26 protein-coding genes are annotated in these 26014 nt (G+C 67.1%); 9 read left to right on the top strand and 17 right to left on the bottom strand.

The genetic code is table 11. The features are described 5' to 3' along the window. Positions 1-68: 68 nt before the first annotated feature. The 3 genes from ABE85_RS01890 to ABE85_RS01885 form a co-directional block, all read right to left on the bottom strand. Positions 69-797 (bottom strand): hypothetical protein, encoded by a 729-nt coding sequence (locus tag ABE85_RS01890; RefSeq protein WP_067269586.1) that lies wholly within the window; start codon positions 795-797, stop codon positions 69-71. Positions 798-881: 84 nt separating this feature from the next. Further along, on the bottom strand, positions 882-1355 hold the full coding sequence (locus tag ABE85_RS27280; RefSeq protein ID WP_157521845.1) for a hypothetical protein: 474 nt from the start codon (positions 1353-1355) through the stop codon (positions 882-884). 104 nt (positions 1356-1459) lie between these two features. After that, on the bottom strand, positions 1460-2314 hold the full coding sequence (locus ABE85_RS01885; RefSeq protein WP_067269584.1) for a ComEC/Rec2 family competence protein: 855 nt from the start codon (positions 2312-2314) through the stop codon (positions 1460-1462). Positions 2315-2404: 90 nt separating this feature from the next. Here ABE85_RS01885 and ABE85_RS01880 point away from each other — a divergent pair, with 90 nt between their 5' ends. The 4 genes from ABE85_RS01880 to ABE85_RS01865 all read left to right on the top strand — a co-directional run bounded on the left by ABE85_RS01880 (position 2405) and on the right by ABE85_RS01865 (position 5491). Further along, positions 2405-2872: a RidA family protein gene (locus ABE85_RS01880; protein ID WP_067269583.1), complete on the top strand. Its 468-nt coding sequence runs from the start codon at positions 2405-2407 to the stop codon at positions 2870-2872. Further along, positions 2872-3369 carry a disulfide bond formation protein B gene (locus ABE85_RS01875; protein WP_067269582.1) on the top strand — a complete coding sequence of 166 codons (498 nt, stop codon included), beginning with the start codon at positions 2872-2874 and terminating at the stop codon, positions 3367-3369. Before ABE85_RS01880 ends, ABE85_RS01875 begins: the two co-directional genes overlap by 1 nt. A 49-nt stretch (positions 3370-3418) precedes the next feature. Then, a complete protein-coding gene (locus tag ABE85_RS01870; RefSeq protein ID WP_067269580.1) occupies positions 3419-3808 on the top strand; it encodes a VOC family protein in 390 nt (129 codons plus the stop codon). Between the two features lie 93 nt (positions 3809-3901). After that, positions 3902-5491, top strand: a complete 1590-nt coding sequence (locus tag ABE85_RS01865) for an alkaline phosphatase (RefSeq protein ID WP_067269578.1) — start codon at positions 3902-3904, stop codon at positions 5489-5491. A gap of 140 nt (positions 5492-5631) precedes the next feature. Here ABE85_RS01865 and ABE85_RS01860 read toward each other — a convergent pair whose 3' ends face one another. From ABE85_RS01860 to ABE85_RS01820, 9 genes are all read right to left on the bottom strand, one after another. Further along, positions 5632-6297, bottom strand: coding sequence for a helix-turn-helix transcriptional regulator (locus tag ABE85_RS01860; RefSeq protein WP_082938226.1), 666 nt, complete (start codon positions 6295-6297; stop codon positions 5632-5634). A 254-nt stretch (positions 6298-6551) separates the two neighbouring features. Continuing rightward, positions 6552-7940: a DUF1501 domain-containing protein gene (locus tag ABE85_RS01855; RefSeq protein WP_067269574.1), complete on the bottom strand. Its 1389-nt coding sequence runs from the start codon at positions 7938-7940 to the stop codon at positions 6552-6554. 38 nt (positions 7941-7978) lie between these two features. Next, on the bottom strand, positions 7979-9772 hold the full coding sequence (locus ABE85_RS01850) for a DUF1800 family protein (RefSeq protein WP_157521843.1): 1794 nt from the start codon (positions 9770-9772) through the stop codon (positions 7979-7981). A gap of 345 nt (positions 9773-10117) precedes the next feature. Further along, on the bottom strand, positions 10118-11512 hold the full coding sequence (locus ABE85_RS01845; protein WP_067281622.1) for a DUF1501 domain-containing protein: 1395 nt from the start codon (positions 11510-11512) through the stop codon (positions 10118-10120). Positions 11513-11534: 22 nt separating this feature from the next. Further along, on the bottom strand, positions 11535-13259 hold the full coding sequence (locus tag ABE85_RS01840) for a DUF1800 family protein (RefSeq protein ID WP_082938224.1): 1725 nt from the start codon (positions 13257-13259) through the stop codon (positions 11535-11537). 291 nt (positions 13260-13550) lie between these two features. Beyond that, entirely contained in the window at positions 13551-14468 is a 918-nt protein-coding gene (locus ABE85_RS27275) for an IS3 family transposase (protein ID WP_231993327.1), read from the bottom strand. Beyond that, positions 14372-14953 (bottom strand): helix-turn-helix domain-containing protein, encoded by a 582-nt coding sequence (locus ABE85_RS28195; protein ID WP_231993107.1) that lies wholly within the window; start codon positions 14951-14953, stop codon positions 14372-14374. The genes ABE85_RS27275 and ABE85_RS28195 overlap by 97 nt, the downstream gene beginning before the upstream one ends. 120 nt (positions 14954-15073) lie before the next feature. Then, entirely contained in the window at positions 15074-15712 is a 639-nt protein-coding gene (locus ABE85_RS01825) for a CoA transferase subunit B (protein WP_067269570.1), read from the bottom strand. Between the two features lie 10 nt (positions 15713-15722). Beyond that, a complete protein-coding gene (locus ABE85_RS01820; RefSeq protein WP_067269568.1) occupies positions 15723-16424 on the bottom strand; it encodes a CoA transferase subunit A in 702 nt (233 codons plus the stop codon). A 135-nt stretch (positions 16425-16559) separates the two neighbouring features. Here ABE85_RS01820 and ABE85_RS01815 point away from each other — a divergent pair, with 135 nt between their 5' ends. The 4 genes from ABE85_RS01815 (at position 16560) to ABE85_RS01800 (ending at position 20280) form a co-directional block, all read left to right on the top strand. Continuing rightward, complete coding sequence (locus tag ABE85_RS01815; protein WP_231993206.1) at positions 16560-17012, top strand: PaaI family thioesterase; 453 nt, start codon at positions 16560-16562, stop codon at positions 17010-17012. Between the two features lie 17 nt (positions 17013-17029). Next, positions 17030-17584, top strand: coding sequence for a LuxR C-terminal-related transcriptional regulator (locus ABE85_RS01810; RefSeq protein ID WP_067269566.1), 555 nt, complete (start codon positions 17030-17032; stop codon positions 17582-17584). Positions 17585-17852: 268 nt separating this feature from the next. After that, complete coding sequence (locus ABE85_RS01805; RefSeq protein WP_067269564.1) at positions 17853-18215, top strand: HU family DNA-binding protein; 363 nt, start codon at positions 17853-17855, stop codon at positions 18213-18215. Positions 18216-18405: 190 nt separating this feature from the next. Continuing rightward, on the top strand, positions 18406-20280 hold the full coding sequence (locus tag ABE85_RS01800) for a radical SAM protein (protein WP_197507321.1): 1875 nt from the start codon (positions 18406-18408) through the stop codon (positions 20278-20280). A gap of 164 nt (positions 20281-20444) precedes the next feature. Here ABE85_RS01800 and ABE85_RS01795 read toward each other — a convergent pair whose 3' ends face one another. Then, positions 20445-21752 carry a cyanophycinase gene (locus tag ABE85_RS01795; protein WP_067269560.1) on the bottom strand — a complete coding sequence of 436 codons (1308 nt, stop codon included), beginning with the start codon at positions 21750-21752 and terminating at the stop codon, positions 20445-20447. Between the two features lie 236 nt (positions 21753-21988). Between ABE85_RS01795 and ABE85_RS01790 the strand changes: the two genes are divergently transcribed. Next, complete coding sequence (locus tag ABE85_RS01790; protein WP_067269559.1) at positions 21989-23002, top strand: hypothetical protein; 1014 nt, start codon at positions 21989-21991, stop codon at positions 23000-23002. Positions 23003-23068: 66 nt separating this feature from the next. Here the strand turns inward: ABE85_RS01790 and ABE85_RS01785 are convergent, their stop codons facing one another. The 4 genes from ABE85_RS01785 to ABE85_RS01770 form a co-directional block, all read right to left on the bottom strand. Continuing rightward, positions 23069-23797 carry a pentapeptide repeat-containing protein gene (locus ABE85_RS01785; RefSeq protein WP_067269554.1) on the bottom strand — a complete coding sequence of 243 codons (729 nt, stop codon included), beginning with the start codon at positions 23795-23797 and terminating at the stop codon, positions 23069-23071. A gap of 184 nt (positions 23798-23981) precedes the next feature. Continuing rightward, positions 23982-24221, bottom strand: coding sequence for a hypothetical protein (locus tag ABE85_RS01780; protein WP_067269552.1), 240 nt, complete (start codon positions 24219-24221; stop codon positions 23982-23984). A 57-nt stretch (positions 24222-24278) separates the two neighbouring features. Beyond that, positions 24279-25376: a low specificity L-threonine aldolase gene (locus tag ABE85_RS01775; RefSeq protein ID WP_067269551.1), complete on the bottom strand. Its 1098-nt coding sequence runs from the start codon at positions 25374-25376 to the stop codon at positions 24279-24281. Between the two features lie 79 nt (positions 25377-25455). Further along, positions 25456-26004, bottom strand: a complete 549-nt coding sequence (locus tag ABE85_RS01770) for a nuclear transport factor 2 family protein (RefSeq protein ID WP_067269550.1) — start codon at positions 26002-26004, stop codon at positions 25456-25458. Between the last annotated feature and the right edge of the window lie 10 nt (positions 26005-26014).

Below are 26014 nucleotides of genomic sequence, written 5' to 3'. Positions count from 1 at the left end.
GGGCGGCAACTGCAATGTCCTGTCTTAACCTTGCGAGGCGCCTTAGACGCCGGATAAAGCCCCTAGGTTCAGTCGAACAACCGCATCAAGCGCTTCGACTCGCTGCTGGATTTCGCGTCGAACTCCGCGAGCTGGCTGGCTAAGCCGGTGAGCTGCCGTTGCAGGGTCTGGTGCCGAAGGTCGGAGGTGCCCAACGTATGGCGCTCGCTTGCGACGAAAGCGAACGCGAGCCAGTAGTCTCGCTCGCCAGGCCGGTGGAAGGGGAACACCTCCAGGTGCGAAACGCCCTGCCCCTTCAAATGGTCGAGTGTCGGCTCCAGTGCGGCTCGAGCCCAGGCAGGAGCTTTGAGCACGGGAGACGACCGCCCGTCGACGATAACTGGTCCGACCAAATCTAGCGCCATCACGGGGTCAGCGGTGGGACCGCGGTACGTGTCGTGAAACCTCTCGACGCGCGTGAGGATGGTTGGCGCCGAGCGGCGGACAGACTCCAACCCTCTCCATAGGACGTACCGAAGGACGTCACTCTTAGGACAGTGCGTCTCAAACGCCCAAGCCCTGAGCTGGTTGTCCACTTCGTCGAGGATGAGGACGCTCTTGGAGAGCGGCCGCACCCCCGCCGGAAACCCCGGCGGAGTGAAGGCACCTTCGCTGTACACGCGCTCGAACCCAGCATGGAGGATGCGCCGAAACATCTGACCGTTGGTGACCCCGGCCGCTTGGGCTTGTGCGCGCAACTCCACATTGAACGCTGGCTCCACCGTGATGCTGCGAAATACCAAGCGCTCTTCGCTCATGGCGTCACTCCTCCTGAAAATGGTCCGGCTCCAACCGCCTTCGCCTTGCAACTGCCGTATGTCTCAGTGAGCACGCACGAGTGCTCACCACGAGCTGCTCAAAGCACGTTCATGTTGCTGGCTGCAGCTCGGTTCATGCACGCGGTCTCTCGACGAGGTGGACCAGACGAGCGTGCGGCCCTCCCCTTCAGGAATCGGCCGAAGCGACTCGTCGACCAGAGTGGTCAAGCCCTGGATTCGCATCAAGAGGCCTGCCCTTCGTTCAAAGGCAAAAGGCAGCCATAGCTCCTGAACAGTGTGCATGCTCCGCTGCCCGTCTACTCCCAAGTTCAGCAGGTCAAGGCGCAGGACTCTTCCCGGAAGAATCTTTCGCAGGGTTTCAGTGAAAGCAGGAGGGCTGACTAAAAGCGTACGAACTTGCGAGCCTTCCTTCATCGACTGAAAGCGCACCGCAAACAACGCTTCGCTAACGGTAAGAGCTACAGCGTCCCATGCTTGCAAACCTGCATCGGAGTAAGCACCGCTGTTTCGCTCGAATTCAATGAGAGTGACCAACATGAGTTTGCTACCTTAAGTATTCAAACATTGGACCAAACGCCGCGTTTCTTGCCAAGCGATTTTGCGGTCACTCTGCAGTGCACTTTTGCCCTGCGTGGTCAAGGTCAGAGCCCATTGGACGCAACGCCGAGTCGCTCACTGGAGCGTAGAAGCTGATTGCAAAAATCTATGGTCTCGAAACGCTGGGCAGCGTAGAAGCGTTTGCAAATGACGTGTGAGAAGTTGGACGCTTCAGAGGGGAGACCAGCGTAGGAGCTAATTGCAAACACCCAATTCACCGCGCCTTGATCGCCGAGGCTCAGCGCGGCGAGCACCCCGGCGCCGCGACGGTCGCGCCGCTCGCTCAACTGGCGGTCGATCGCGTCGCGCATCGTCTGCCGCAAGGCGTCGACGCTGAAGCCGCTGCCCTCCAATCGCTCCTGTCCCTTGCTGCGGCAACTGCCGGCGGCGGGCAGGTCCTGGTCGAGCATCCACAGCGCCTGGTCGAACCCGTGCGGGTTCATCAGGCCATGCGGGCGACGCAGCTTGACGTCGAGGCGCCACCGCTCGCCGGCGCGCGGCGGGACCGGCATCTGATAGCAGGACAGCAGCACGCGCGGCGGCGCACCGTCGCCGACCACGGCCGGATCGACATCGAGGATGAAGCGCCAGCCCGCGGCGCCGCCTATGCCGTCGGTGCGCTGAGGGAGACTGCCGACGCGGCCGGTGAGTGTCATGACCTGGCCCTCGACGTCGACGGCAGGCACCTCGGCCATGCGCGCGCCGGCGCGCGAGGCGGTGAGCCCGGACCCGGCGATGGCCGCCAGCATCGCCCACGCCAGCCAATGGGTCCGCGCCTGGCGTGCGAACGGCAATGGCAACGGCAACGCCATCGCCAACACCAGCATCACGGCGATCGCGGCCCAGGCCCGCCAGGCGGTGGCACCGGGCAATGCCGGGAGGACGTGGACCAGCCCCATGCCAAGCAGGGCCGCGAGCGGGACGAGTGTCCAGCGCCATGCCGGGGTGTAGGATTCCCGGCGATTTTTTCCACTTCCGCGCAGATCCTCATGAGCACTTCCATCTACGACCGCCTGACCCAACTCGGCATCGAACTGCCTCCGGTGGCGGCGCCTGCCGCGGCCTACGTGCCGTTCGTCCGCACCGGCAACCTCGTGTTCCTGTCCGGTCATATCGCGAAGAAGGACGGCAAGCCCTGGGTAGGCCAGCTGGGCAAGGACACCGACACGGCGACCGGCCAGCAGGCCGCGCGCGCGATCGCGATCGACCTGCTGGGCACGCTGCACGCGGCGGTCGGCGACCTGAACAAGGTCAAGCGCATCGTCAAGCTGATGAGCCTGGTCAACAGCACCGGCGCGTTCACTGAGCAGCACCTGGTGACCAACGGCGCGTCCGAGCTGATCGGCGAGGTCTTCGGTCCCGAGAAGGGGGCGCATGCCCGCAGCGCCTTCGGCGTGGCGCAGATCCCGCTCGGCGCCTGCGTCGAGATCGAGCTGATCGCCGAGATCGCCGACTGATGCGGGCCCTGACCGCCTCGCGCGTGCTGGCCTTCAGCGCGCTGGTGTCGCTCGCCGCCGTGGCGGCGGCCTTGGTCGCGCAGTACCAGTTCAACGTCAAGCCGTGCCCGTGGTGCGTGATGCAGCGCGGCATCTTCCTGCTGATCGCGGGGGTGAGCCTCCTGGGCTGGGTGCTGCATCGCGTGGGCGCCGTGCGCGTGCTGACGCTGCTGCTGTCGGGCGCGCTGGGCGTGGCGGGCCTGTTCGCCGCGGGTTACCAGCACGAGGTCGCCTCCAAGCTGGCCAGCTGCGACATGACCTTCGCGGACCGCGTGCTGACGATGTTCAAGCTGGAAGATCGGATCCCGAGCGTCTTCATGGTCACGGCCAATTGCAGTGAAGCGTCCGCGTACACGCTGCTCGGTCTGCCCTACGAGATCTGGAGCGGCGCCCTGTTCACCCTGATCGCGCTGCTGTGTCTGCTGACGCTCAAGCGCGGAGCGGTGCATCGTCGGTGAGACGACCGTCGATGTCTTTGAGATCGATCAACCTGTCGGGAGTTCCCACATGAAACGAGTCACTGGCATCGGCGGCATCTTCTTCAACGCCAAGGACCCGGCGGTCCTGCGGGATTGGTACAAGACGCACCTCGGCGTCGACGTCCAGGCGTGGGGTGGCGCGGCGTTCACCTGGACGGACGATGCGGGCCAGCCCACGGGCGGCTCGACGATCTGGTCCATAGGCGCGGCCGAGGGCGGCGACGGCTTCGGGCCGAACAAGGCGCCTTTCATGATCAATTACAGAGTGGCGGATCTCGCGTCGCTGCTGAAGGCGCTGCGCGACGAGGGCTGCAACGTCCTCGAGAAATCCGACGACTCGGAGTACGGCAAGTTCGGCTGGGTCATCGACCCGGAAGGCAACAAGGTCGAGCTGTGGGAGCCGCCGAAGGGGCAGTGACAACTGTCGGCTGACGCCGGCCAGTCACCTCCCCGTCACACCCTCCCGGCAGCATCGCGGGCTTCGCCCTTTTGATCTCTCCGGGAGACCCGCATGGACCGCCGCCGCTTCCTCCACGCCAGCACCGTTCTTGGAGGCGCCTCGCTGCTGACGCTGCCCGGCGCGCATGCGCAGGCCCCCGCCGTCATCACGCGCGACGCGATGCGGCCGCAGATGCCGCACGGCATCCAGTCCGGCGATCCGATCGCCGACGGCGCCATCGTCTGGACCCGCGGCGATCGCCCGAGCCGCCTCTGGCTCGAGTGGTCCACCACCGCCAGCTTCGCCAACCTGCAGCGCGTGCGCGGACCGCATCTGCTCGAAGACTCCGACTTCACCGGCCGCATCGACCTGCGCGGCCTGCCCGCCGGCCAGGAGATCTTCTATCGCGTCGTCCTGCAGGACCTGCACAACGAGCGCGTACTCTCCGAGCCCGTTGCCGGACATCTGCGCCTGCCCGCCGCCTTCGGCGCCAAGGGCGTGCGCGACGTCCGCTTCGCCTGGAGCGGGGACACCTGCGGCCAGGGCTGGGGCATCAACGAGCAATGGGGCGGCATGAAGATCTATGAGCAGATCCGCCGCATCAACCCCGACTTCTTCCTGCACAGCGGCGACACCATCTACGCCGACAGCCCCATCCCCGCCGAGATCAAGCTCCCCGACGGATCGCTCTGGCGCAACGTCGTCACCGAGCAGACCAGCAAGGTCGCCGAGACGCTCGACGAGTACCGCGGCCGCTACCGCTACAACCTGATGGACGCCAACGTGCGCCGCATGTCGGCCGACGTGCCGCAGATCTGGCAGTGGGACGACCACGAGGTCACCAACAACTACTCCGACAGCAAGGACCTCTCCGGCGACGCCCGCTACACCGAGAAGAACATCCCGCTGCTCGTCGCCCGCGCCACCAAGGCCTTCCAGGAATACGCGCCGATGCGCCGCTTCGGCGACGTCGAGGGCGAGCGCATCTACCGCCATCTGCCGCAGGGGCCGCTGCTCGACGTCTTCGTCGTCGACATGCGCAGCTACCGCGGCCCCAACAGCGCCAACCTCCAGACCGAGGAGAACGCCGACAGCGCCTTCATGGGCCGTCCGCAGATCGCGTGGCTGCTCGAGGGATTGAAGCGCTCGAAGGCGGTCTGGAAGGTCATCGCCGCCGACATGCCGATCGGCCTGCACGTCAACGACGGCAAGGACGCCGAGGGTCGCGACAAATGGGAAGCGATCGCCAACGGCGACGACGGCGCGCCGCGCGGCCGGGAACTGGAAATCGCCCGGCTCCTCAGCGAGATCAAGCGCCATCAGTTGCACAACATCGTCTGGCTCACCGCCGACGTGCACTACACCGCCGCGCACTTCTTCGATCCCGCCAAGGCGAAGCACACCGACTTCCTGCCCTTTTGGGAATTCGTCTCCGGCCCGTTGCACGCGGGCGGTTTCGGTCCCAACAAGGCCGACGGCACCTTCGGCATGCAGGTCGCGTATCAGAAGGGGCCAGGCATTGCCAATGCTGCTCCCGCGCCCGACACGCAGTTCTTCGGCCAGGTGGATATCGACGCCAAGACGCGCGCGATGACGGTCACGCTCAAGGATCTGGAGGGTTCGACGCTCTACAAGAAGACCTTGGAGCCGAAGCGAGCCTGACCACCCCCGGAGTCCTCGGTAGCAAAACCGAGGAAGTACGGAACTGGTTGGGGACGGGAGGTCGAGGGGTTTCGGCGCTTGCCGCCGGGGCCCCTTGACCTCGCGGCCAACGCCTCGGCGTCAGCAGGCGAGCAGCCTATTCAGGCCCGCTCCATCACCCGCAGCACGCCTTGCATCGGCGGCAACTGCGCCACCATCGACACGAGGTCGCGGATGCTTTCCGTCGCCGTCTTTGCCCGCACGCTCGCGATCTGCGTGCGCACGGTCGAGATGGCCACCCCGTGGCGATGCGCGATCTCCTGCGGCTGCAGCCCCGAGCAGAGCGATTGGAGAACCTGCAGCTCCGCGGCGGTCAGTTGATGTTCCCGCGCGAAGGCGAGCATCGGCAGCTCCCCGCACAGGTTGCGTTTGCCGAGCACCACCATCGCCTGCGTCGGCCGTCCCTGCCCGTCCTGCAGCGGCAGCACCGACATCGACAGCCGCCCTGGCCCGCGCCCCAGGCAGATGAGATGCCGCAGCCCGCGCTGCACGTCGGCGAGCGCGCCTTCCAATCGCAATTGATCGTTGCGCTGCGACGCGATCAGCTGACCGTCGATGATCTGCAGCGGCGACGTCTCGTCGAGCTGCCGTCTCGCGGTGCTGTTGGCATACAGCAGCTGCCCTTCGCCGGCGACGAGACAGACCCCGAGGTCGATCTCCTCCAGCGCATGGCGCCACCATCGGTCCGGCGATCCCCGCCGGCGTTCCGGCCCCCGATAGGACATCAACCGCCCCAGCTCGGGGGTCCTCCCCAACAATCCGTCCATCTCAGCCTCCCTGGTCGGCCATGCGTGGATCGCGCCCCTCGACTTGCGCTCGGTCTTGTTGTCGGTCTCTGTGCGTGGGGGCGTCGTGGAGATGTTAGGAGAACGTCAGGGTCTTGCGTAGCAGAACATGACGTACGGTGCCCCCTAGGGTTGGGGGCAGCGGCGATGTCGGGTTCCGCGTCGATATTCCGGGAGTCCGTCGGACGCGGAGAAACCCGTATCCATCGGGACCATGCGCGATCCACGATGGTGCGTCACGCCATGAAGCCGAGGTCCGTGCCGGCGAAGTTGCCGATGTTGGGCAGCACCGTCCGCAGCTCGGAAGGCGGCACGCCCATCCACAACGCCAGCGTCGACGCGAGCTCGTCCACCGACGTCGTCGGCAGCAGCCGGCCCTGGCCGACGTCGTCCGGCCCGTTCACGCTGACCGACGGCGCCTTGCCGTAGAAGCGTCCGCCCTTGACCGCCCCGCCCATCACCAGGTGATGCGATCCCCAACCGTGATCGGTGCCGTCGCCGTTGCTGCTGAGCGTGCGGCCGAAGTCCGAGGCGGTGAAGGTCGTGACCTGGTCGGCCATGCCCAGTTCCCGCAGCGCCGCGTCGAAGCTCGCCATCGCGCCGCCGACCTGCTGCATCAGCGCCGGGTGGCGCGTCGTCAGGCCGTCGTGCAGGTCGAAGCCGCCCATGCCGACGAAGTAGACCTGCCGCGTCATGCCCAGCGCGGAGCGCGCCGCGATCAGGCTCGCCACCATCTTGAGCTGGCGCGCCAGCGAGTCCGTCGCGAAGGCGGTCGACAGCGTCGCTCCGCCGGCGAGCGCGGTGCTCAGCGTCGTCTGCAGATCGATCGAGCGCGCGGTCACGCGGTTGAGCTCCGATTCCATCGGGTGTGCCCGATCCTCGGTGATCAGCGCGCGCAGCAGCTTGGCGCAGGACGTCGAGCCGAACACCTGGCTCCCGATGCCCGTGATCGGCTTCTTGCCGCTGGGGCCGGTCAGGTACTGGAAAGCGGCATCCCCGGCCTGGAAGATCGCGTTGCCGTAGACGTTGATGCAGGTGAGTCCCGCGCGGCCGTTGCCCGACAGCATGAGGTCGGCCATGCGGCCGCCCCAGCCGGTGCGCGCGCCTTCGACGTTGGAGGACTGCCAGAGGCTGGACTGGTCGTTGTGGGAGAACAGCTTGGGCGGCGCCGCCACGGCGCCGGACTTGAACTGCGCCAGCGTCATCGGCGCCGTCAGCGTGCCGATGTTGAGCATCACGGCGAGCCGGCCGGCGTCGAAGACCGGCTTGACCGCCGAGAGCCCCGGCGCCAAGGCCATCTGCCGGCCGTCCGGCAACGCCACCGTCGGCGCCAGCGCGGTCGCGGCGAGCGCGTCGCGCCCGATCGCCAGCGTCGGGCGGATGGCGGTGTAGGCCTGGTGGCTGACGGCGTCGTACGGGATCACCGTGTTGCCATGGTCGTTGCCGCCGTAAAGGAACACGCACACCAGCGCCCTGTAGTCGCCGCCCGTCGTGGCGGCCGCGGCGTCGCCGATGGCGGCGAGCTGCAGCGCCCACGGCGCGGCGGCGCCTACGGCGGACGCGACCGAAGCGCGCTTGAGGAACTCGCGGCGATGCAGCGAGGACAGCTTGGATACATGGGCCACGGAAAGTCTCCGGTGAACGTCGCCGTGCGGCGACGTCGTCATTTCTGGATCTGGTATTCGGGGCAGGCGAGGAGCAGCATCCAACCGGCACGGGAGCGGTTGATCTTCCCGTCGTCGGTGTTCGCGGCGATCGTCGTGACCGCCGCGGCGATGCGCTGCTGGGTCGCGTCCGAAATGCTCCCGCCGCCGAGCAGCAGCGCCTGCCGCGCCACCATCGCGCGCGCATCGGTCGACAGCGCCATGTCGTCCGTCAGATCCGGCTTGGCGTCGCCCTGCCCGGTCGTCAGCAGCGTCTGCATGAAGTTCAGGTAGCCGGTGACGGTCACCTCATTGAGCAGCTGGAACTCCGGCGCGGTGACGCCGCCCGCCGTCATCGACGAGTTCGGCGGCACGTAGCCCGGCCGGTAGAAGTTGAAGACCGACGGGCTGAAGAACGGGCTCTGACCCAGACGCGTCTCGGGATCGCTGGTCTCGGGGATGGTCCACTGGCCGGCCGAACTCAGCTTGATAGACCGCGCCACCTGGACGAAACGCAGCACGGGCTCGCGCAGCTTGCCGGAGCTCGTCACGCCGGCGTCGATCAGGCGCGCTTCCGGATCCATCAGCACGGCGCGCAGCACCGCCTTGAGGTCCCCGCGGACGCCTTGGCCGTTGTCGTTGAAGGCCTGCGCCACGCGCTGCACATAGGCAGCGCTGGGGTTCGAGCAGACGAAGCGCTGGATCAACTGCCGGCCGAAGAAGGGCCCGACGTTCGGGTGGTTCGCCAGCGTGTCCAGCGCCTGGCGCAACGCGGCGGGACCATCGACGCCCGCTGAGATGGTGCTGCCGAGCACCGACTTCGCGCCGCTGGAGAAGTTGGCCGCGGTGTTCACCATCGGCCGTCGCATGAAGGAGGGATCGGCGCCCGCCGCATTCGCGGTGTCGAAGTCCCAGCCGGTGAAGGCGCGCGCGAGCTGCGTCACCGTCGTCTGGTCGTAAGTCTCGATCGGACGACCGCCGGAGGTCTGGACGGAGCCGTCCAGGTTCAGCTGCACCAGGCCGATGGTGAACAGCTGCATCACCTCGCGGGCGAAGTTCTCGTCGGGCTGGCGGCCCTTGCCGTCGTCGTTCTTGCTGCCGCGCATGGCCAGGAAGGTGCCCATGGCCGGCGACAGCGCCACCGCCTCCAGCAAGCCGCGGAAGGTGCCGAAGGCGTTGTCCTCCAGCACGTCCGCGTAGGCGGCCAGCATCATCGTCCGCCACGGCAGCGTCGCGCCCACGGCGGAGACGACGAAGATCTCCGACAGCGCCAGCACCATGCGCTGCCGCAGCTGGTCCGGCGAGGTGATGAACTTGCACCACACGCTGTTGGGGAAGCCGTCGAAGTTGGCGGTCTTCTTCGCGTCGGTCGCGTAGCCGTTGCGCGTGAGCCAGTCCCAGTGCGACTCGGTGCGCGGCGCGAGGAACTGCAGGTCCAGCCAGGCGTTGTAGCCGACGGACTTGAGCGTGGCGATGTCGGCCTCGCTCGCGGCGAAGCCGGCCTGCGCGAGGAAGCGCGAAGCCTGGGCGTCGTTCGGGAGCGGCAGGACCAGGCTCGCGGCGGGCAGCGTCGACGGAGCGGGCGCCGGGTCCGGGATCGGCGCAGGGGCCGGCGCGGGTGCCGGGTCCGGTGCGGGGGCCGGGCCTGGGGTTGGAGCGGGAGCGGGAGCGGGAGCCGGCGCGGGACCCGGCGCCGGGCTCGGCGCGCCGGAAGGGGTGGCCGGCGAATCGCCGCCGCCTCCCCCGCCGCCGCAGGCGCTGAGGGCAGCGGCAGCAGCCGTGACGGCTGCGGAAGACCAGGGGAATCGGAACATGGTGGGGGTGCGTCGGTACTGCTGACGGCCGCGACTCTAGTGAGTCCCTCCCCCGAAATCAGCATCCAATCCGCAACAGCGGAAAGGCCCGGAAACGCATCCGGTTACCGTGCCGTTCGACCTCGACAGTCGCCCGTTTGCCCCGTGATCATCGGCCCTGTCGTCGATAGCCCGGTATTTATTCCGGCTTCGACGGGCACCCCGTGCGGGTTCTCACGACCTGACCCCCTGGCCCGGTCGACGCGTTCGACACGCGTCCTCATCCCACCCTCCGTCGACGTCGCGCGATGTAATTGGCGGGAACAAACCCGCCAGTTCCAACGATCGCCGGCGACTTGTTCGAAATCAGGCCGCAAAGAGCCCGAGGTCTTTCTGGGTGAAGTTCACGATGCCCGGAAGGATGCCCGGCAGGTCGGCCGCCGGCACGCCCATCCACAACGCCAGCGTGGCGGCCAGCTGGTCGACCGAGGTGGTCGGCAACAACCGGCCCTGGCCGACGTCGTCGGGGCCGCTGACGGCCACCGTCGGCGCCGTGCCGTAGAAGCGCCCGCCCTTCACGGCGCCGCCCATCACGAAGTGATGGCTGCCCCAGCCGTGATCGGAGCCGTCGCCGTTGGAGCTCAGCGTGCGGCCGAAGTCGGACGCCGTGAAGGTGGTGACGTTCTGGGCGACGCCCAGCTCGACGAGCGCCGCATCGAAACTGGCCATCGCGCTGCCGACGTTGCCCAGCAGCACCGGCTGCTGCGACATCAGGTTGTCGTGCAGGTCGAAGCCGCCGATGGAGACGAAGTACACCTGCCGCTTCACGCCCAGCGAGGCGCGCGCGCCGATGAGGCGGGCGACCGTCTGCAGCTGCGCCGCCAGGCCGTTGCCGTTGGTCTCGAACGGCGTCTGCAGCGTGGAGGTGGACAGCGCGGTGGTGATGGTGCCCTGCGCGTTGACCGAGCGCGCGGTGACGCGGTTCAGCTCCTGCTCCATCCAGTGCTGGCGCTCGCCGGTGATCATGCCGCGCAGCGCTTCCGCGCAGGCGGCGGAGCCGAACAGCGAGCGGTTCGCGCCGTTGATGGCGACGGCGCCGCCGCTGCTCATCTGATACTGGACCGCCTGGCCGCCCGACATGAACACGGCGTTGCCGGAGACGTTGATGCAGCTGAAGGTCGCATTGCCGTTGCTGGCCAGGAACTGGTCGGCGACGCGGCCGCCCCAGCCCGAGGTCGCGCCTTCAGGCCGCGACGACTGCCAGAGGCTGGACTGGTCGTTGTGCGAGAACAGCTTGGGCGGCAAGGGCACGTTGCCGGCCTTGTACTGCGCCAGCGTCGTGGGCTGCATCAGCGGTCCGATGTTGAGCATCACCGCGAGCCGGCCGGCGTCGAACACCGGCTTGAGCCGGTTCATCGTCGGCGCGAGCGCCAGCTGCCGACCGTCGGGCAGCGCGAGGGACGGCGTCAGCGCCGTGGCGGCGAGCTGGTCACGCGGGATCGTCAACGCCTGGCGGATGTTGGCGTAGGCCTGGTGGTTCGTCGCGTCGTACGGGATCACGGTGTTGCCGTAATCGTTCCCGCCGTACATGAACAGGCAGACGATGGCCTTGTAGTCGGTCGGCGCGGCGGCTGCGGCGGCCTCGCCGATGGTGGCCAGCTGCAACGCCCAGGGCGCGGCCGTGCCGGCGATGGACACCGCCGAGGCGCGCTTGAGGAATTCGCGACGGCGCAGCGAGGGAAGCTTGGAGACGTGGGTCATGATCGGCACTCCGCTCGGCTGTTTATTTCTGGACCTGGTATTCAGGCGCTGCCAGCACCATCAGCCACGAGGCCTTGACGCGGTTCAGCTTGTTGGTGTCGGTGTCGACCTTGATCGTGGCGACGGCGGTGGCGATCGTGGTGATCGTGGCCTCCGAGATGTCGCCGCCGCTCATCAGCTGCGCCTGACGGCGCACCAGCGCTGGCGCATCGGCGACCAGCGCGAGGTCGGCGGTGTAATCGGGCTTCATGTCGCCGACGCCGTTGCCGATCAGGCCCTGCATGTAGTTCAGGTAGCCGGCGACGGTGCTCTCGTTGCAGAGCTGGAACTCGGGCGCGGTCACGTTGTTCGTGCCGAGCTGCGAGTTGGGCGGCACGTAGCCGGGCCGGTAGAAGTTGAAGACCGAGCCGCTGCGCATCGGGCTCTGACCCAGGCGCGACGAGGGATTGCTGGTGTCGCCGATGGCCCAGAGATCGCCGGGCGAGCTCAGGCCCACGGTGCGCGCCCACTGGATCATGCGCTGCAGCGGTTCGCGCAGCTTGCCGCCGCTGGGGGCGGTCGACCGCGTGCGGGCCTCGGTGTCGAGCAGGATCGCGCGGATCACGGCGCGCATGTCGCCGCGCACGCCCTTGCCGTTGTCGTTGAAGACAGCGGCGACGCGCTGCACATAGGCGGGGCTCGGGTTGGAGGCCACCAGGCGCTGGATCAATTGCCGCCCGATGAACGGGCCGACGTTGGGATGCGCGCTCAGCGTGTCCAGCGCGACCTTCATCGCGGCGGCGCCGTCGGCCGTCGCGGGGATGACGGCGTCCAGCACCTTCTTCTCGCCGGTGGAGAAGCGCGAGGCGTTCTGCCGCATCGGGCGCTTCATGTAGCTGAAGTCGAGGCCGTCCACGTCGGAGGAGTCGACGTCGAAGTCCCAGCCGGTGAACACGCGCGCCAGGTCGGTGATCTGCTGCAGCGTGTAGGTGTCGACGGTCTTGCCGTTGACCATCTTGGGCGTGCCGTCGGCGTTGAGCTGGTTCAGGCCGATGGTGAACAGCTGCATCACCTCGCGGGCGTAGTTCTCGTCGGGCTGGCGGCCGCTCTTCGGGTCTTCCTTGCGGTTGCCGCGCATGGCCAGATAGACGCCCATCGCGGGGGACAGCGTCACGCCTTCGATCAGCGCGCGGAAGGTGCCGAAGCAGCGCTCCTCGAGCATGTCGACGTAACCGGCGGTCGCGAACTGCGGCCACGCGATCGGCAGGCCGTTCATCGAGACGACGAAAATCTCCGACAGCGCCAGCACCACGCGTTGACGCAGTTGATCGGGCGAGGAGATCAGCTTGCGCCACAGCGACGCGTCGACGCCGTCCAGGCTGTACCGGTTGGCTTCGGCGCCTCGGCCCTTGGCCATGAGCCAGTCGTAGTGGCTCTGCGTACGCGGGGCATCGAACTGTTGTTCCAGCCAACGAGCGACACCCGACGTCTTGACGCTGGTCAGGTCCGCCGCGCTGGCGGCGAAACCGGCCTGTCCGAGGAAGCGCGCAGCCTCAGGCTCGGTCGTCGGAACATTGGTCTGAGGATCGCTGTCGGGGCCGGCGGTGCTGTCGCCCCCTCCTCCGCCGCCGCCGCAAGCCGCGAGCAGCGCCGCGGCAGCGGCCGCCGCCAAGGCGGTCGTCGTGCCGACGCCAGTGGTGTCACCAACGACGCGGTCGTCGTCAGGCAGTGCGGGCGGTGCGAAGTGGGTGGTGGCGGCGGCAGTCATCTCGGCATCGGCTCCAAGCAGCGGATGCGGGATGGTGGCGAGAGCCGGCCGTTAAGACACCGTCATTCGTACAACTTGTGAAAGGCGCGGCAACAGGGTGTTGTGGCGTGACTTATTCACGCATCGAACTTGTCCGGCTCGGATATGCGCGAGAAACGAACTGGAAATGAATGCGCCCGCGCGTGGCATACAGGATGCCTGGGGCAATCCCTGCGGGAAGCCAAGCGCGGGCACTCCAGGGTGCAGGGGGCATCCCTCTGAAGTGACCCCAAGAAGTTGGACAGTAGGAAGCTAGGCCCCCAAGGCCTGAGCTCGGTACGCCACCGGGCTCAGGCCTTTCAGCTTGAGCTTGATGCGGTGGTGGTTGTAGTAGTGGATGTAGCGGTGCAGCCCATGTCGTAGCTGCTCGACGCTGTCGAACTTGTTGAGCCGGAAGAACTCCGATTTCAGCGTTCCGAAGAAGCTCTCCATTGCCGCGTTGTCCAGGCAGTTTCCCCGACGGGACATGCTCTGAGTCAGGCCTCGCGTGGCCAGTTGCTGTCGATACGCCGGCATCTGGTACTGCCAGCCCTGGTCCGAGTGCAGCATCGGAGCTTCGTGGGCCATGAGCCGCGATAGCGCCTTCTTGAGCATGTTTCCCACCAGTGGGAAGAGTGCACGCTCGTTCATCTCGTAGGCCACGATCTCTCCGTTGAACAGGTCCATCACGGGCGACAGGTACAGCTTGTCTCCTCGGACATTGAACTCGGTCACGTCGGTCACCCATTTCTCGTTGGGCCGCTCAGCCGTGAACTGCCGGTTGAGCAGGTTGGGCATCGTGGCCATTTCGCCGCGGTAGGAACGGTACTTCTTGGGACGCACCAGCGACTTCAAGCCCAGATCCCGCATCAGGCGCTGCACCGTCTTGTGGTTGACCGCCAGACCGCTTCGTCCGAGTTCGTCAGTGATTCGGCGATAGCCATAGCGGCCCTTGTGGCGCTCGTACACAGCACGAATGCCAGCCTTCAGGCCGGCGTACCTGTCGCCGGCCTGCCGCTGCGCGGCCTGGTAGTAGAACGTGCTGCGCGGCAGACATGCGGCCAGCAAAAGCCGACGCAACAAAAACTGCGGCCTCAGCTCGAGGACGGCTTGCGCCCTTTCAGCGCAGCTTGCCGATTGGCTCGAACCAAGGCCTCTAATTTTTTTAGGTAGGCGACCTCCGTACGCAATTGCTCGTTTTCTTCGCGCAACTCTTCCAAGGAGCGCTTGTCTTCCGTCTTCTCGGGCGCGACTGGGGTGGGCTTGGGCGTTGGCATGTTCTTCGGAGGGCGACCCTGGGGTTTGGGATGAAGCGCTTGCGGGCCACCCTCATCGTACTGGCGCCGCCACAGGGCAACCACGGCACCACCCCCACGCACGTCGAACAGCATGGCCGCTTTGGTGTTGGACAGCTTCTCGCACTCGGCCCGGCGCAACAAGTCCAGCTTGAACTCCGCGCTGTAGCGCTTGCCAAGCCTGGTGCCCTCCAGCCCCGCCTTTCCATGCACGCGATAAGCCGCTATCCAGCGCCGTAGCAGCTCCTGAGCCACGCCGTACTCTGCGGCCAAGACTCTGTGGCCAGCCTCTCCCGATAGATACCGCTGAACAACTTCGAGCTTCAGACGCTCACTGTGCTTCGCCATGAAAAACACCCCATCGGTTGGATTGATGTCCAACCTTCGGGGTGCACTTCACTCCGGGAACCCCCAGCACCCTTCCGGCCCCACCCTCACCCGCTGCCCATTGGCCTGGGGAGTTCGAGTGGCAGGTCTTGCCACGAGGGGGCCAGGTCTTGCTCAGACCAGCGTCACGCCGGTCTTGCTCTGCACGAACTCGCGAGTGACCTCGGGGGCCAGTTCGACGAGTTTCAGTCCTTCCGGCGTCACGTCCATCACCGCCAGGTCCGTGATGATGCGGTTCACGACACCCACGCCGGTCAACGGCAAGGTGCAGCTCGGGATGATCTTCAGATCCTCGGTGCCGTCCTTCTTGCGGGCGACGTGCTCCATCAGCACGATCACCCGCTTGACGCCGGCAACCAGATCCATCGCGCCGCCCATCCCCTTCACCATCTTGCCGGGGATCATCCAGTTCGCCAGGTCACCGCGCTCGCTGACCTGCATCGCCCCCAGGATGCTGAGGTTGATCTTGCCGCCGCGGATCATCGCGAAGCTGTCGTGGCTGCCGAAGATCGACGAGCCGGGAATCGTCGTCACCGTCTGCTTGCCGGCGTTGATCAGGTCGGCGTCGACCTCGTCCTCCGTCGGGAACGGGCCGATGCCGAGCATGCCGTTCTCGCTCTGCAGCCACACTTCCTTGTCCGCCGGCACGAAGTTCGCCACCAGCGTCGGGATGCCGATGCCGAGATTCACATAGAAGCCGTCTTCCAGTTCCTGCGCGGCACGGGCCGCCATCTGGTCTTGGGTCCAGGGCATGTCTCTCTCCTCAAGCCGCGGGGCGGATGGTGCGCTTCTCGATGCGCTTCTCAGGATTCGGGTTGTGCACGATGCGGTGCACGTAGATCCCGGGCAGATGGATGCTGTCGGGATCGAGCTCGCCGACCTCGACGACCTGCTCCACCTCCACCACCGTGACCTTGCCGGCCATCGCGCAGGCCGGATTGAAGTTGCGCGCGGTGCGCCGGAAGATCAGGTTGCCGCTCTTGTCGGCGATGTGCGCCTTGACCAGCGCCACATCCGGATTGAGCGCGCGCTCCATCACGTACTGCTGGCCGTCGAACTCGCGGATCTCCTTGCCCTCGGCCACCAGCGTGCCGACGCCGGTGCGCGTGAAGAAGGCCGGGATGCCGGCGCCGCCGGCGCGCAGCTTCTCGGCCAGCGTGCCCTGCGGCGTGAATTCGAGTTCGAGTTCGTTCGCCAGGTACTGGCGCTCGAACTCCTTGTTCTCGCCGACGTAGCTGGAGATCATCTTTCTGATCTGCCGCGTCTCGAGCAGCTGGCCCAGGCCGAAGCCGTCCACGCCCGCGTTGTTGCTGATGACGGTCAGGCCCTTGGTGCCGCTGTCGCGGAGCGCCGCGATCAGCGCCTCCGGAATGCCGCACAGGCCGAAGCCGCCGACGGCCAGCAACTGGCCGTCCGCCACGATGCCGTCCAACGCCGCCTTGGCATTGGGGAAAAGCTTGTTCATCCGATGTCTCCTGCTTGCCGTTGAATCACGGGTTTCCCAACACTGGTCGAGAGCTGGTCGGCCAATCTACTACGTAAGCCATTACGTAAGCGGTACGTAGAATTGATTAAGCCACCGATCCCCGAAGGAAGCCCGATGACCTTGCCCCCGGACGCCCGGTCCCTGGACGCGTTGTCCCTCGACGCGATGTCACTCGACGAACTGCGCGCGCAGATCCCGAAGATCTTCGCGCCCTGGATCGTCGCACTCGGCCTGGAACCCGTCCATGCGGAAGACGGCCTGCTGCGATTGACGATGCCGGTCGCGCCCGAGCTGGTCCACGTCGGCGGCGTGATGTGCGGGCAGGCGTCGATGGCCGCGGCCGACACGGCGATGGTGTTGCTGATGATGCGCGAGCTGGGCGAGTTCCGCCCGATGACGACCGTCCAGCTGCAATCGACCTTCCTCCGCCCGGTCTCGGGGACGAGCTGCACGATCGAGGCACGCCTGCTGCGCCGCGGCAGGAACCTGGCGTTCGGGCAGATCGACCTGCTCGACGAGCAGGGCCGGCTGGCCGTGCAGTCGACGACCACCTACGCGCTGCTGTGACGGCTGCGCCGATCTCCATGAGCCTCGACTACCGCACCGCCTTCGACCAGGCCCCGATCGGGCTGGTGATTTCTGAGAACCGCCTGATCAAGGACTGCAACCGGCTGGTGCTGGAGATCTTCGGCGCGCAGCGCGAGCAGTTGATCGGCCACAGCTTCGCGCTGCTGTATCCGACCTCCATCGAATTCGAGCGCACCGGCGAGCGCATCGTCGCCAGCCTCGATGCCGTCGGCTATTACGCCGATGAGCGCGTGATGAAGCGCGTCGGCGGACCGCGCGCGGGCGAGCTGTTCTGGTGCCACGTCGCCGGCCGCGCGCTGGACCCGACGAAGGCGCACGCGAACGGCATCTGGAGCTTCGAGGACCTGTCCGCGACGCGCCAGCTCAAGACCGACCTCACGCCGCGCGAGCGCGAGATCGCGGCGCTCCTCATCGAGGGCCTGACGAGCAAGCTGATCGGCCGCAAGCTCGGCGTGAGTCCGCGCACGGTCGATGTGTACCGCGCACGCCTGATGAAGAAGTACGGCGCGGCGAGCACGCCGGACCTCGTCCACCGTCTGCTCGTGTCATGAGTTTTGTTGCGTGACGTATTCCCGGGCAAGGCCTGACGCCGAGGAGAAATCACCTGGAATGCCCCCTTGGCAACATGATGGAAACCTCGTTGCATGCGCTCACAAGATGGCTGGGAACGCCGATCAACACTGAGAACGCGCAAGACGTGACCCCGGATAGGCGATTTCATCGGTGATTTGCGGGGCAACCCGGGGACGCACAGGTGATTTCTCACGCACAATACGCGCCGTCCGGCGTTAGTCGGGCCCTAACCGCAGAGTCAAACGAATGAACAAGACCGAACTGATCGAACACCTGGCTTCCAAGCACGAACTGACCAAGGCCGAAGCTGGCCGCATCCTGGAAACGCTGCTGGACGCGGTGGTGTCCACGGTGAAGAAGGGTGGCGCTGTTTCCATCCCTGGCTTTGGTGCCTTCAAGCAACACGCCCGTGCCGCCCGCACCGGCGTGAACCCCAGCACCGGCGACAAGATCAAGATCGCCGCCGCCAAGCTGCCGAAGTTCACCCCGGGCGCCGGCTTCAAGGCCGCCGTGGACCCGAAGGCTGCCGCTCGCAAGGCTGCCGCCAAGCCGGCCAAGGCCCCCAAGGCCGCCGCCGCCAAGCCGGCCAAGAAGGCCGCCAAGAAGTAATCCACTTCTGGCGCATGCCGATCGCCAGGCCCGCTCAGGCGGTCCCGGCGGTATCGAACAAACCCGGCTTCTGCCGGGTTTGTTTTTTTGCTCCTACAGTTCCGACATGTCCGCCCCCGCGCCCACCGCCGCGCCCGTCGCTGCGATCTCCCCAGCGCCCACCCCGCGTGTGCTCTCGCTCATCCCCCCGATGACGCAGCTCAACACGCCCTACCCGTCCACGGCCTACCTGACGGGGTTCCTGCGCTCGCGCGGCTTCCAGGCGGCGCAGCGCGATCTGGCGCTGGGTCTGGTGCTCAAGCTGTTCTCCCGCGACGGGCTCAAGCGCGTGCGCGAGGCCGTGCACGCGATCCCGCTGCCGGACCGCGGCATCGCCTCGCGCCATTTCGACGAGTCCTTCGACCGCTACTTCGCCACGATCACGCCGGCGATCGCGTTCCTGCAGGGCCGCGACCCGACGCTGGCGCACCGCATCAACACGCGCACCTTCCTGCCCGAAGGCGCACGCTTCCAGACGCTGGAGGTCTACGTCGCCGATGACGGCGAGGATCCGCTGGCCTGGGCCTTCGGCGCGCTGGGACTGCAGGACCGCGCGCGGCACCTGGCGACGCTCTACCTGAACGACCTCGCCGACGTGCTGCGCGAATCGGTGGATCCGCGTTTCGAGTTCGTCCGCTACGCCGAGCAGCTGGCGACCAGCCAGCCGACCTTCGATCCGCTGCACGATGCGCTGAACGCGCCTCCCAACCTCGTCGACGACCTGCTGCGGGAACTGACGCTCGCCGCCATCGACGCGGAGCAGCCCGACGTCGTGCTGCTGTCGGCGCCCTTCCCCGGCGCGGTCTACGCGGCGCTGCGGATCGGGCAGACCATCAAGCGCGAGCGGCCCCATCTCAAGATCCTGTTCGGTGGCGGCTTCGTCAACACCGAGCTGCGCGAGCTGACCGAGCCGCGCCTCTTCGACTACGTGGACTTCGTGTCGCTGGACGCGGGCGAGCGTCCGCTGCTGGCGCTGCTCGACCACATCGCCGGCAAGCGCAGCCGGCAGCGGCTGGTGCGCTGCTTCATCCGCGAGGACGAAGGCGAGCTCGCGGGCCAGGTCCGCTACATCAACTTCGTCGAACCGGACGTGCCCTTCGAGGACGTCGGCACGCCGACCTGGGACGGCCTGCCGCTGCACGACTACCTGTCGCTGCTGGACATGCTGAACCCGATGAACCGGCTGTGGAGCGACGGCCGCTGGAACAAGCTGACCATCGCGCACGGCTGCTACTGGAAGAAGTGCAGCTTCTGCGACATCACGCTGGACTACATCTCGCGCTACGAGGCCGCCTCGGCGAAGACGCTGGTGGACCGCATCGAGGCGATCGTCGCGGAGACGGGCCAGACCGGTTTCCACTTCGTCGACGAGGCGGCGCCGCCCAAGGTGCTGAAGGCGCTGGCGCAGGAGCTGATCGATCGCGGCGTCTCCATCAGCTGGTGGGGCAACGTGCGCTTCGAGAAGACCTTCACCCCGGAGCTCTGCCAGCTGCTGGCCGACAGCGGCTGCATCGCGATCAGCGGCGGCCTGGAGGTGGCATCGGATCGCCTGTTGAAGCTGATGCAGAAAGGCGTGTCGGTCGAGCAGGTGGCGCGCGTGACGCGAGCCTTCACCGAGTCCGGCATCCTGGTGCACGCCTACCTGATGTACGGCTTCCCGACGCAGACGGTGCAGGACACCGTCGACGCGCTCGAGTACGTCCGCCAGCTCTTCGAGAACGGCTGCATCCAGAGCGGGTTCTTCCACCGCTTCGCGTGCACGGTGCACTCGCCGGTGGGACAGGACCCGAAAGCCTTCGGCGTGGAACTGCTGCCGCTGCCACCATCGCCGTTCGCGAAGAACGACGTCGGGTTCGTCGATCCGACGGGCACGGACCACGATGCCATGGGGGAAGCGCTGAAGAAGGCGCTCTACAACTTCATGCACGGCATCGGCGTGGAACAGGACGTGCGACGCTGGTTCAGCGTGCGGGTGCCCAAGCCGAAAGTGTCCAGGCAGTTCATCGCGGAAGCGCTGGACGCTTGAATTGAATTGCGGACCCTCTGACTTCGACAGGCCGCTGGCCCTCACCCCTGCCCTCTCCCGCAAGCGGGAGAGGGAGAAAGAGGAGCCATCGCTTCGAGTGGAGCCAGTCGGACTCCCTCTCCCGCTTGCGGGAGAGGGTGGGGGTGAGGGCCAGCGGCCGTCGCCTAGCGCAGACCCGCAGGCGCGATCATGGTGGCGGCGGGCACTGCATTCGTCGTGGGCCCCGCACCCGGATCAGGCAACCGCACCGGACGGATATCGAGCCGCACATCCAGCAGCGTGACGTCCGTCCCGTCGCCGTCCGTGTCGATCCATCCTTGCGTGTCCGCACCGCGATAGAGCCTGAAGACAAATCCGGTGCGGTCGCGATCGCCCTTGGCATCGGGACGGATACGCGCCGCCATCGCGCGCACTTCCGCGGCGGGCGAGCTCAGCAGCTCCGTCATCGCCTGCACGATGCGGTTGTCGCCGAGGATGTCCGGCTGGAAGCTGTCCACCGGCCCGCGTGAGGAACCCGCGCTTCCCTGCGTCGAGGCACGGGTCGGCACCGGCGAGGCCGCCGCCGTCTTCCTCGGCGCCGGCATCGTGACGCCGGAACGCAGGTCGTGGCGATCGCCGTTGTCCAGGTAGCTGATCCGCGCCCCGCGCACGTTGAACATGCCCAGCGACGGATCACTGCGCGCGTCGCGCAAGTCCACGAACAACGCGCCCCGTCCCCCGATGACATCGATGCGATCGCCGTGCACGACGGCGGCGCTGTTCTCCTCGACGCCGAGCCCGAAGCGATAGCCCTTGGCCATCATCAGCGGCAGCATGCGGCCGATGCGCCCGCGCTTGAGGAAATGCTGGTCGACGAACAGCTCGCTGCCGACGAAGCCGAGCCCCTGGTCGATCTCATGCCCCTCGCGCAGCGTGCCGCGCATGACCTCCATGACGTTGAGCGCATCGCGGAACATCACGCGGCTCATGATGGCCGCCCCCGCGCTGGTACCGGCGACGACGCCGCCCCGACGGTAGACATCCCAGATGGCATCGAGCATCGCGGTCCGCCGCCCGTCCGGCTGCAGCGTGTCGACGATGAAGCCCTGCGCGCCGCCCGAGAAGAACACGGCGTTGGACGCGCGCACCTTCGCGATCAGCTCGGGGTCGTTGAGGTTCTTCTGCAGGTCCGCGCCTTCGAGCCTCGGCGCGACGGGGATGTGCTCGGCCTGGGCGCCGTGCTTCTTGAGCGCGTCGATGATGAGCTTGGCGGAAAGCTCCGGATTGGCCGCGGCCGTGGCGAGCACGGCGAAGTGCGCCTTGCCCGGCCCACCCGCCTCCTGGACGATGCGCTGCCAGACGGCGTCGTTGTCCATGCGCAGCGCACCGCCGATGACGATGGCGGTCTGGGCCGAGGCGGCGCCGGAACCGAGCAGCGCCGCCACGGCGAGCAGCGCGCGGATCCGGATCGAGATCAGGCGGAAGGCGTCCATGCCTCCCATCTTGCATATCGCATGCCAGAAGGGAAGCAGGGTCTGCCTTCAACCTGGGGATACGAACGGGCATTGAGCCCTGCTCTCCCCTGGACGGGCGGGTACCGAGCGGGGCGGACACCGCACGGCAGACGCCTTCGGGGCGTATCCGAGCACGTCCCCTCGATGTGGGATGACGCATGACAAGCGCGTTTCCATACTCGTCCACGGTCCGATCGGGGCCGAGGAGAGACGCCATGACGCTGAAGATCTATTCGCATCAGGACCTGATGCAAGGTCGCACCAACTTCAACCAGTTCGTGCCGGTGATCGCGCACGGCGATTCGTGGGGCTCTTTCGGCTCATTGCCGCCGTGGATCACGGGCAGCCTGTTCAACGCGATGGACTTCGGCAAGGACGTGGGCATCGTCAACTACGCGATGCCGGGCCAGTTGCTGCGCGATCTGCCGGACCCGAAGAAGTTCTCGCACTTCCACCTCGCGATAACGCTGCGGGGCATGCCCGACTGGCGCGCGATGCTGATCTCGGGCGGCGGCAACGACCTGATCGAATGGGCCAGGCGCGGCCAGGGATACGACATCACGCAGCGGGTGCTGCGCTATCCGTCGGAATGGCTGCCGCCGGACCAGGGAACGACGCGCTTCGTGTCGCAGAAGGGCTGGAGCAGCCTGTGCGACGAACTGCTCGAGGCCTACGTGGCGCTGGACGCCCTGCGCGACGGCAACTACGAGCAGATGGAGATCATCACCCACGTCTACGACTACATGACGCCGCGCTTCGCGCCGGCGCTCAACGGCGTGTCCGGCCCGTGGATGGCGCCGGCCTTCCACGCGGCCGGCATTCCCGAGGACCAGTGGCAAGCCCTGGCACGCGTGCTGGTGGACTGGTTCCACGATTTCCTCGAGCATCAGGTGAAGACCCGCATCGGCGGGTTCGTCGTGCTGGACACCCGCGGCGGCAGCACGCCCGCGGCGCCCGGCACCACCGGCATCAGCAACGACTGGGCCAACGAGATCCATCTGACGGCCGCCGGCTACAAGAAGCTCGCGAAGGCGAAGTGCAACGCGGAGCTGCAGGCGCATGCGGCGAACTGGACGACCGGGGAAATCGCCGAGGTGCTGTCGCCGTTCCCACCGCCGCCTCCCTCGCCGGCGAATGCCGCCAAGTCCACGAAGGCGTTGAAGAAGGCGCCGGCCGCTCCCGCGAAGAAGGTGAAGAAGGCGGCGAAGGCGGCAAAGAGACCCCGCTGACACGGCCTTCGGTGCGCGGGACGCGACGCGGGGAACCGCGCCCCTCCAGCCTCGGGCCGGACTCGCTCAGATGACCTGGACGCCCAGACCGGCAACGATCTCCGCCGCCTGCTCGGCCGAGATGATGCTGCCCTTGAAGTGCTGCAGCAGGTCGCCGGCCTGGATCGCCCCCAGCTTCGCCCGGCGGAGGTCGGCGCGGGCGAAGCGCGCGTTCTTGAGACTGGCGTCGGAGAGATCGCAATCGACCAGGACGGCGTCGGTGAAATCGCAGCCCGCCAGGTCCGCGCCCGACAGGTTCATCCCGACGACGGTCTGCTTGCGGAACGACAGGCCGCGCAGATCGGCATTGACCGCCAGGCTCTCGCGGAGGCTCATGCCCAGGGTCTGCGCCTCGGTGAACTTCGCGCCGGTCAGCTTGACCTCCGCGAAGGCGGCGCCGGACAGGCGCGCGCGCCGCCAGTTGGTGTTGCTCAGATCGCATCCTTCGAACTTCGCGTCCGTCAGGTCCGACAGCTCGAACGCTGCCCCGCCGGCGCGGCAGCGCAGCCAGCTGGAGCCGGTCAGCGCGGCCCGATCAAGACGGGCACCCACGAAGGTGCAACTCCGGAACGTGGCCCCGCGCAATTCGATGCCCTCGAGGTCCTCGCTGTCGAAGGCACAGTGCTCGAACACGAGGGGGCCGCTGGCTTGTGCGAGGAACTGCTCGACCAGCGCCCGATCGAGCGACTGGTGGCTGATGACCGAGGCATCAGCGGAGGCATCAACGGAGGAATCGGCGAAGAGAGGGAGCGACATCACGGCGAAGACAGCGGACGAGGCGCCACTCTAGTCGGCATGCGATCGGTTTCGGTCGATGCCCTTCCGCGATCGCAAGGCCTTTAGCCCGGCACGTTGACGGCAGCGGCTGGCTGTGAACAAAGCGTCGCGGCGCAAGCGACGCGGCAGTGCGCGCGGCCGCGCGACGCCAGATCGCATCGGATCAAGCAGCCCGGTCGCTGTCCTTGCGCTGCTTCTGCCGCGCCTTGCGGACGCGGTAGATCAGCAGCGGCACGAAGACCGCGAGCCCGACGACGAGCATCGGCATGACGCTGCCGCCGTTGCCGGGTTTCGTCAGTCCGCGCAGCGCGTCCATCAGATGGCCGAAGCCGCGCGTGATGAGCCAGAGGAAGAAGAGCGTGACCAGCGCCGAGAGCGCGAGGCCGATGAGGGTGCGTTTCATGGAGACCGTGATGCTACGCGGTCCGAAGCGCCCTTCCGACGCGTCAGGCGAGCACGCTCATGCCTGATTCGCGAGAGCAATCAATCGGCTGAACGCTTTGGCGACCACGTCATCGCTGAGAGCCAGCAGGTTGTCGCCCACATAGATCTCCGTGACGGCCCGGCCCGGCGAGCCCGTCTCGCGTGCCGCGTTGAACAGCCACAGGCCGTCGCTCTCAGCAATCGCGTTGCGGGCCTCGATCAGGCGCTGGACCTCGCCATCCATGTGGACGTGGAACATGTTCGCGTGCGGCGCGGCGGGATTGATGCGGATGCCGTCGACCTTGCTCAATGCCTCGACGACCCGCACCGTGCGCTCGAACAGGCGGGGCATCAGCGCCAGCCTATCGTCAAGACGGCAGGCCGCAGACGCGGCGAGCGGCGCCAGCTGATAGATCGTTCCGCCCATGCGCCGCCGCCACACGCGTGCCTGGGCCATCACCGTCTCGTCGCCCGCGAGCAGCGCCCCGGAGAAACCGCCGAGCCCCTTGTAGGTCGAGACATACACGGTGTCGACGCCACCCACGATCTCGGCGCAGTTCTTGCCGTACCAGGCGGCGGCCTCCCACAGGCGCGCACCGTCGAGATGCAGACGCGTGCCGGTCTCGGCCGCCCAGGCCTTGATGGCGACCAGTTCTTCCCAGGTCGGCGACTGCCCGCCGATCACGCGGGCCGGGAGTTCGAGCACCACTGCGGACAAGGCTTCGGCAGGCTGTTCGAGATCACTCCTGTTGAGCGTCCGGTGCGACTGCCCGAGGACCGTCGCCTGCAGCCCCATCAAGTGCGAGAAGGCCTGCTCCTCTTCCGTCGCCAGATGGCAGGTCGCATGCATGCCGAAACGCGACAGTCGCTTGTCGTCCGCATGCAGGCGCAAGGCGATCAGCTGCGCCATCACGCCGCTGGGCATGAAGACGGCGGCCGGCTTTCCCAGCAGGCCCGCAACGCGCTGCTCCAGGAGCTCGACGGCGCCGCCCTCGCCGTAGACATCGGCGGACACGTCGTTGGCTCGCGCCCAGGCCGCGACGGCCTCCAGGTCTTCGGCGAACGATCGTGGGGCAAAACCTGACACCCACCGGGTGCAGCGCTTCTTCAAGGCTTGAGTTTCAGAGGGCGTCATCGCGGTCTCGCTCGCGGCAGTCGGATCGAGATTGAATCACGCCCGGAGGCGCATGCGCCGGCACGCGCGTGGGTGCGACTCACCGGGGATAACCGACGTAGAACTCGCTGACGATCTTCCAGTGGCCGCCGACCTTCAGCAGGTGCAGCACCTTCCAGCCCTTGCCGCTGTACGGCTCTTCCTGCAAGGCGGTCTCGTAGTCGAGCGAGACCTGCGCCAGCAGACCGACCTGTTCGATCTTCACGTTCGAGTGGCGCTGCTTGTAGCGCTTTCCGGAACCGAAGATGGCCTTCCTGAAGTCCTGGTAGTTCTGGACATTCGCCAGGCCGGCAGACGCGCCGAAGTCCTTCGATGCGCCGGAGAACGGGATGTTCAGGTCCAGCAGCAGCGACTCGAAGCGCTTGGCGTCGCCGTCGGTGACGCTGCCGGTGTACTGCAGCAGCAGTTGATGGATGAGGGTCTGGTCTTCGGGCGAAGGGGCGTTCACGGTGGCGTCCTTGAAGGGCTGTATCGAGGCCACCAAGGCGCCGTCGGCCGGCGCGGCGCGTACCGCGAGCGGCACACCGGCCGAGGCGAGGCACGCGGCGATCAGGCACAGCGTGCCCCAGGGCTTGTTCAATCCGGGCATGAGTCTTCCA

Source organism: Mitsuaria sp. 7 (assembly GCF_001653795.1).
GTDB lineage: Bacteria > Pseudomonadota > Gammaproteobacteria > Burkholderiales > Burkholderiaceae_C > Roseateles.
This window is presented reverse-complemented; position numbering and strand designations above follow the sequence as displayed.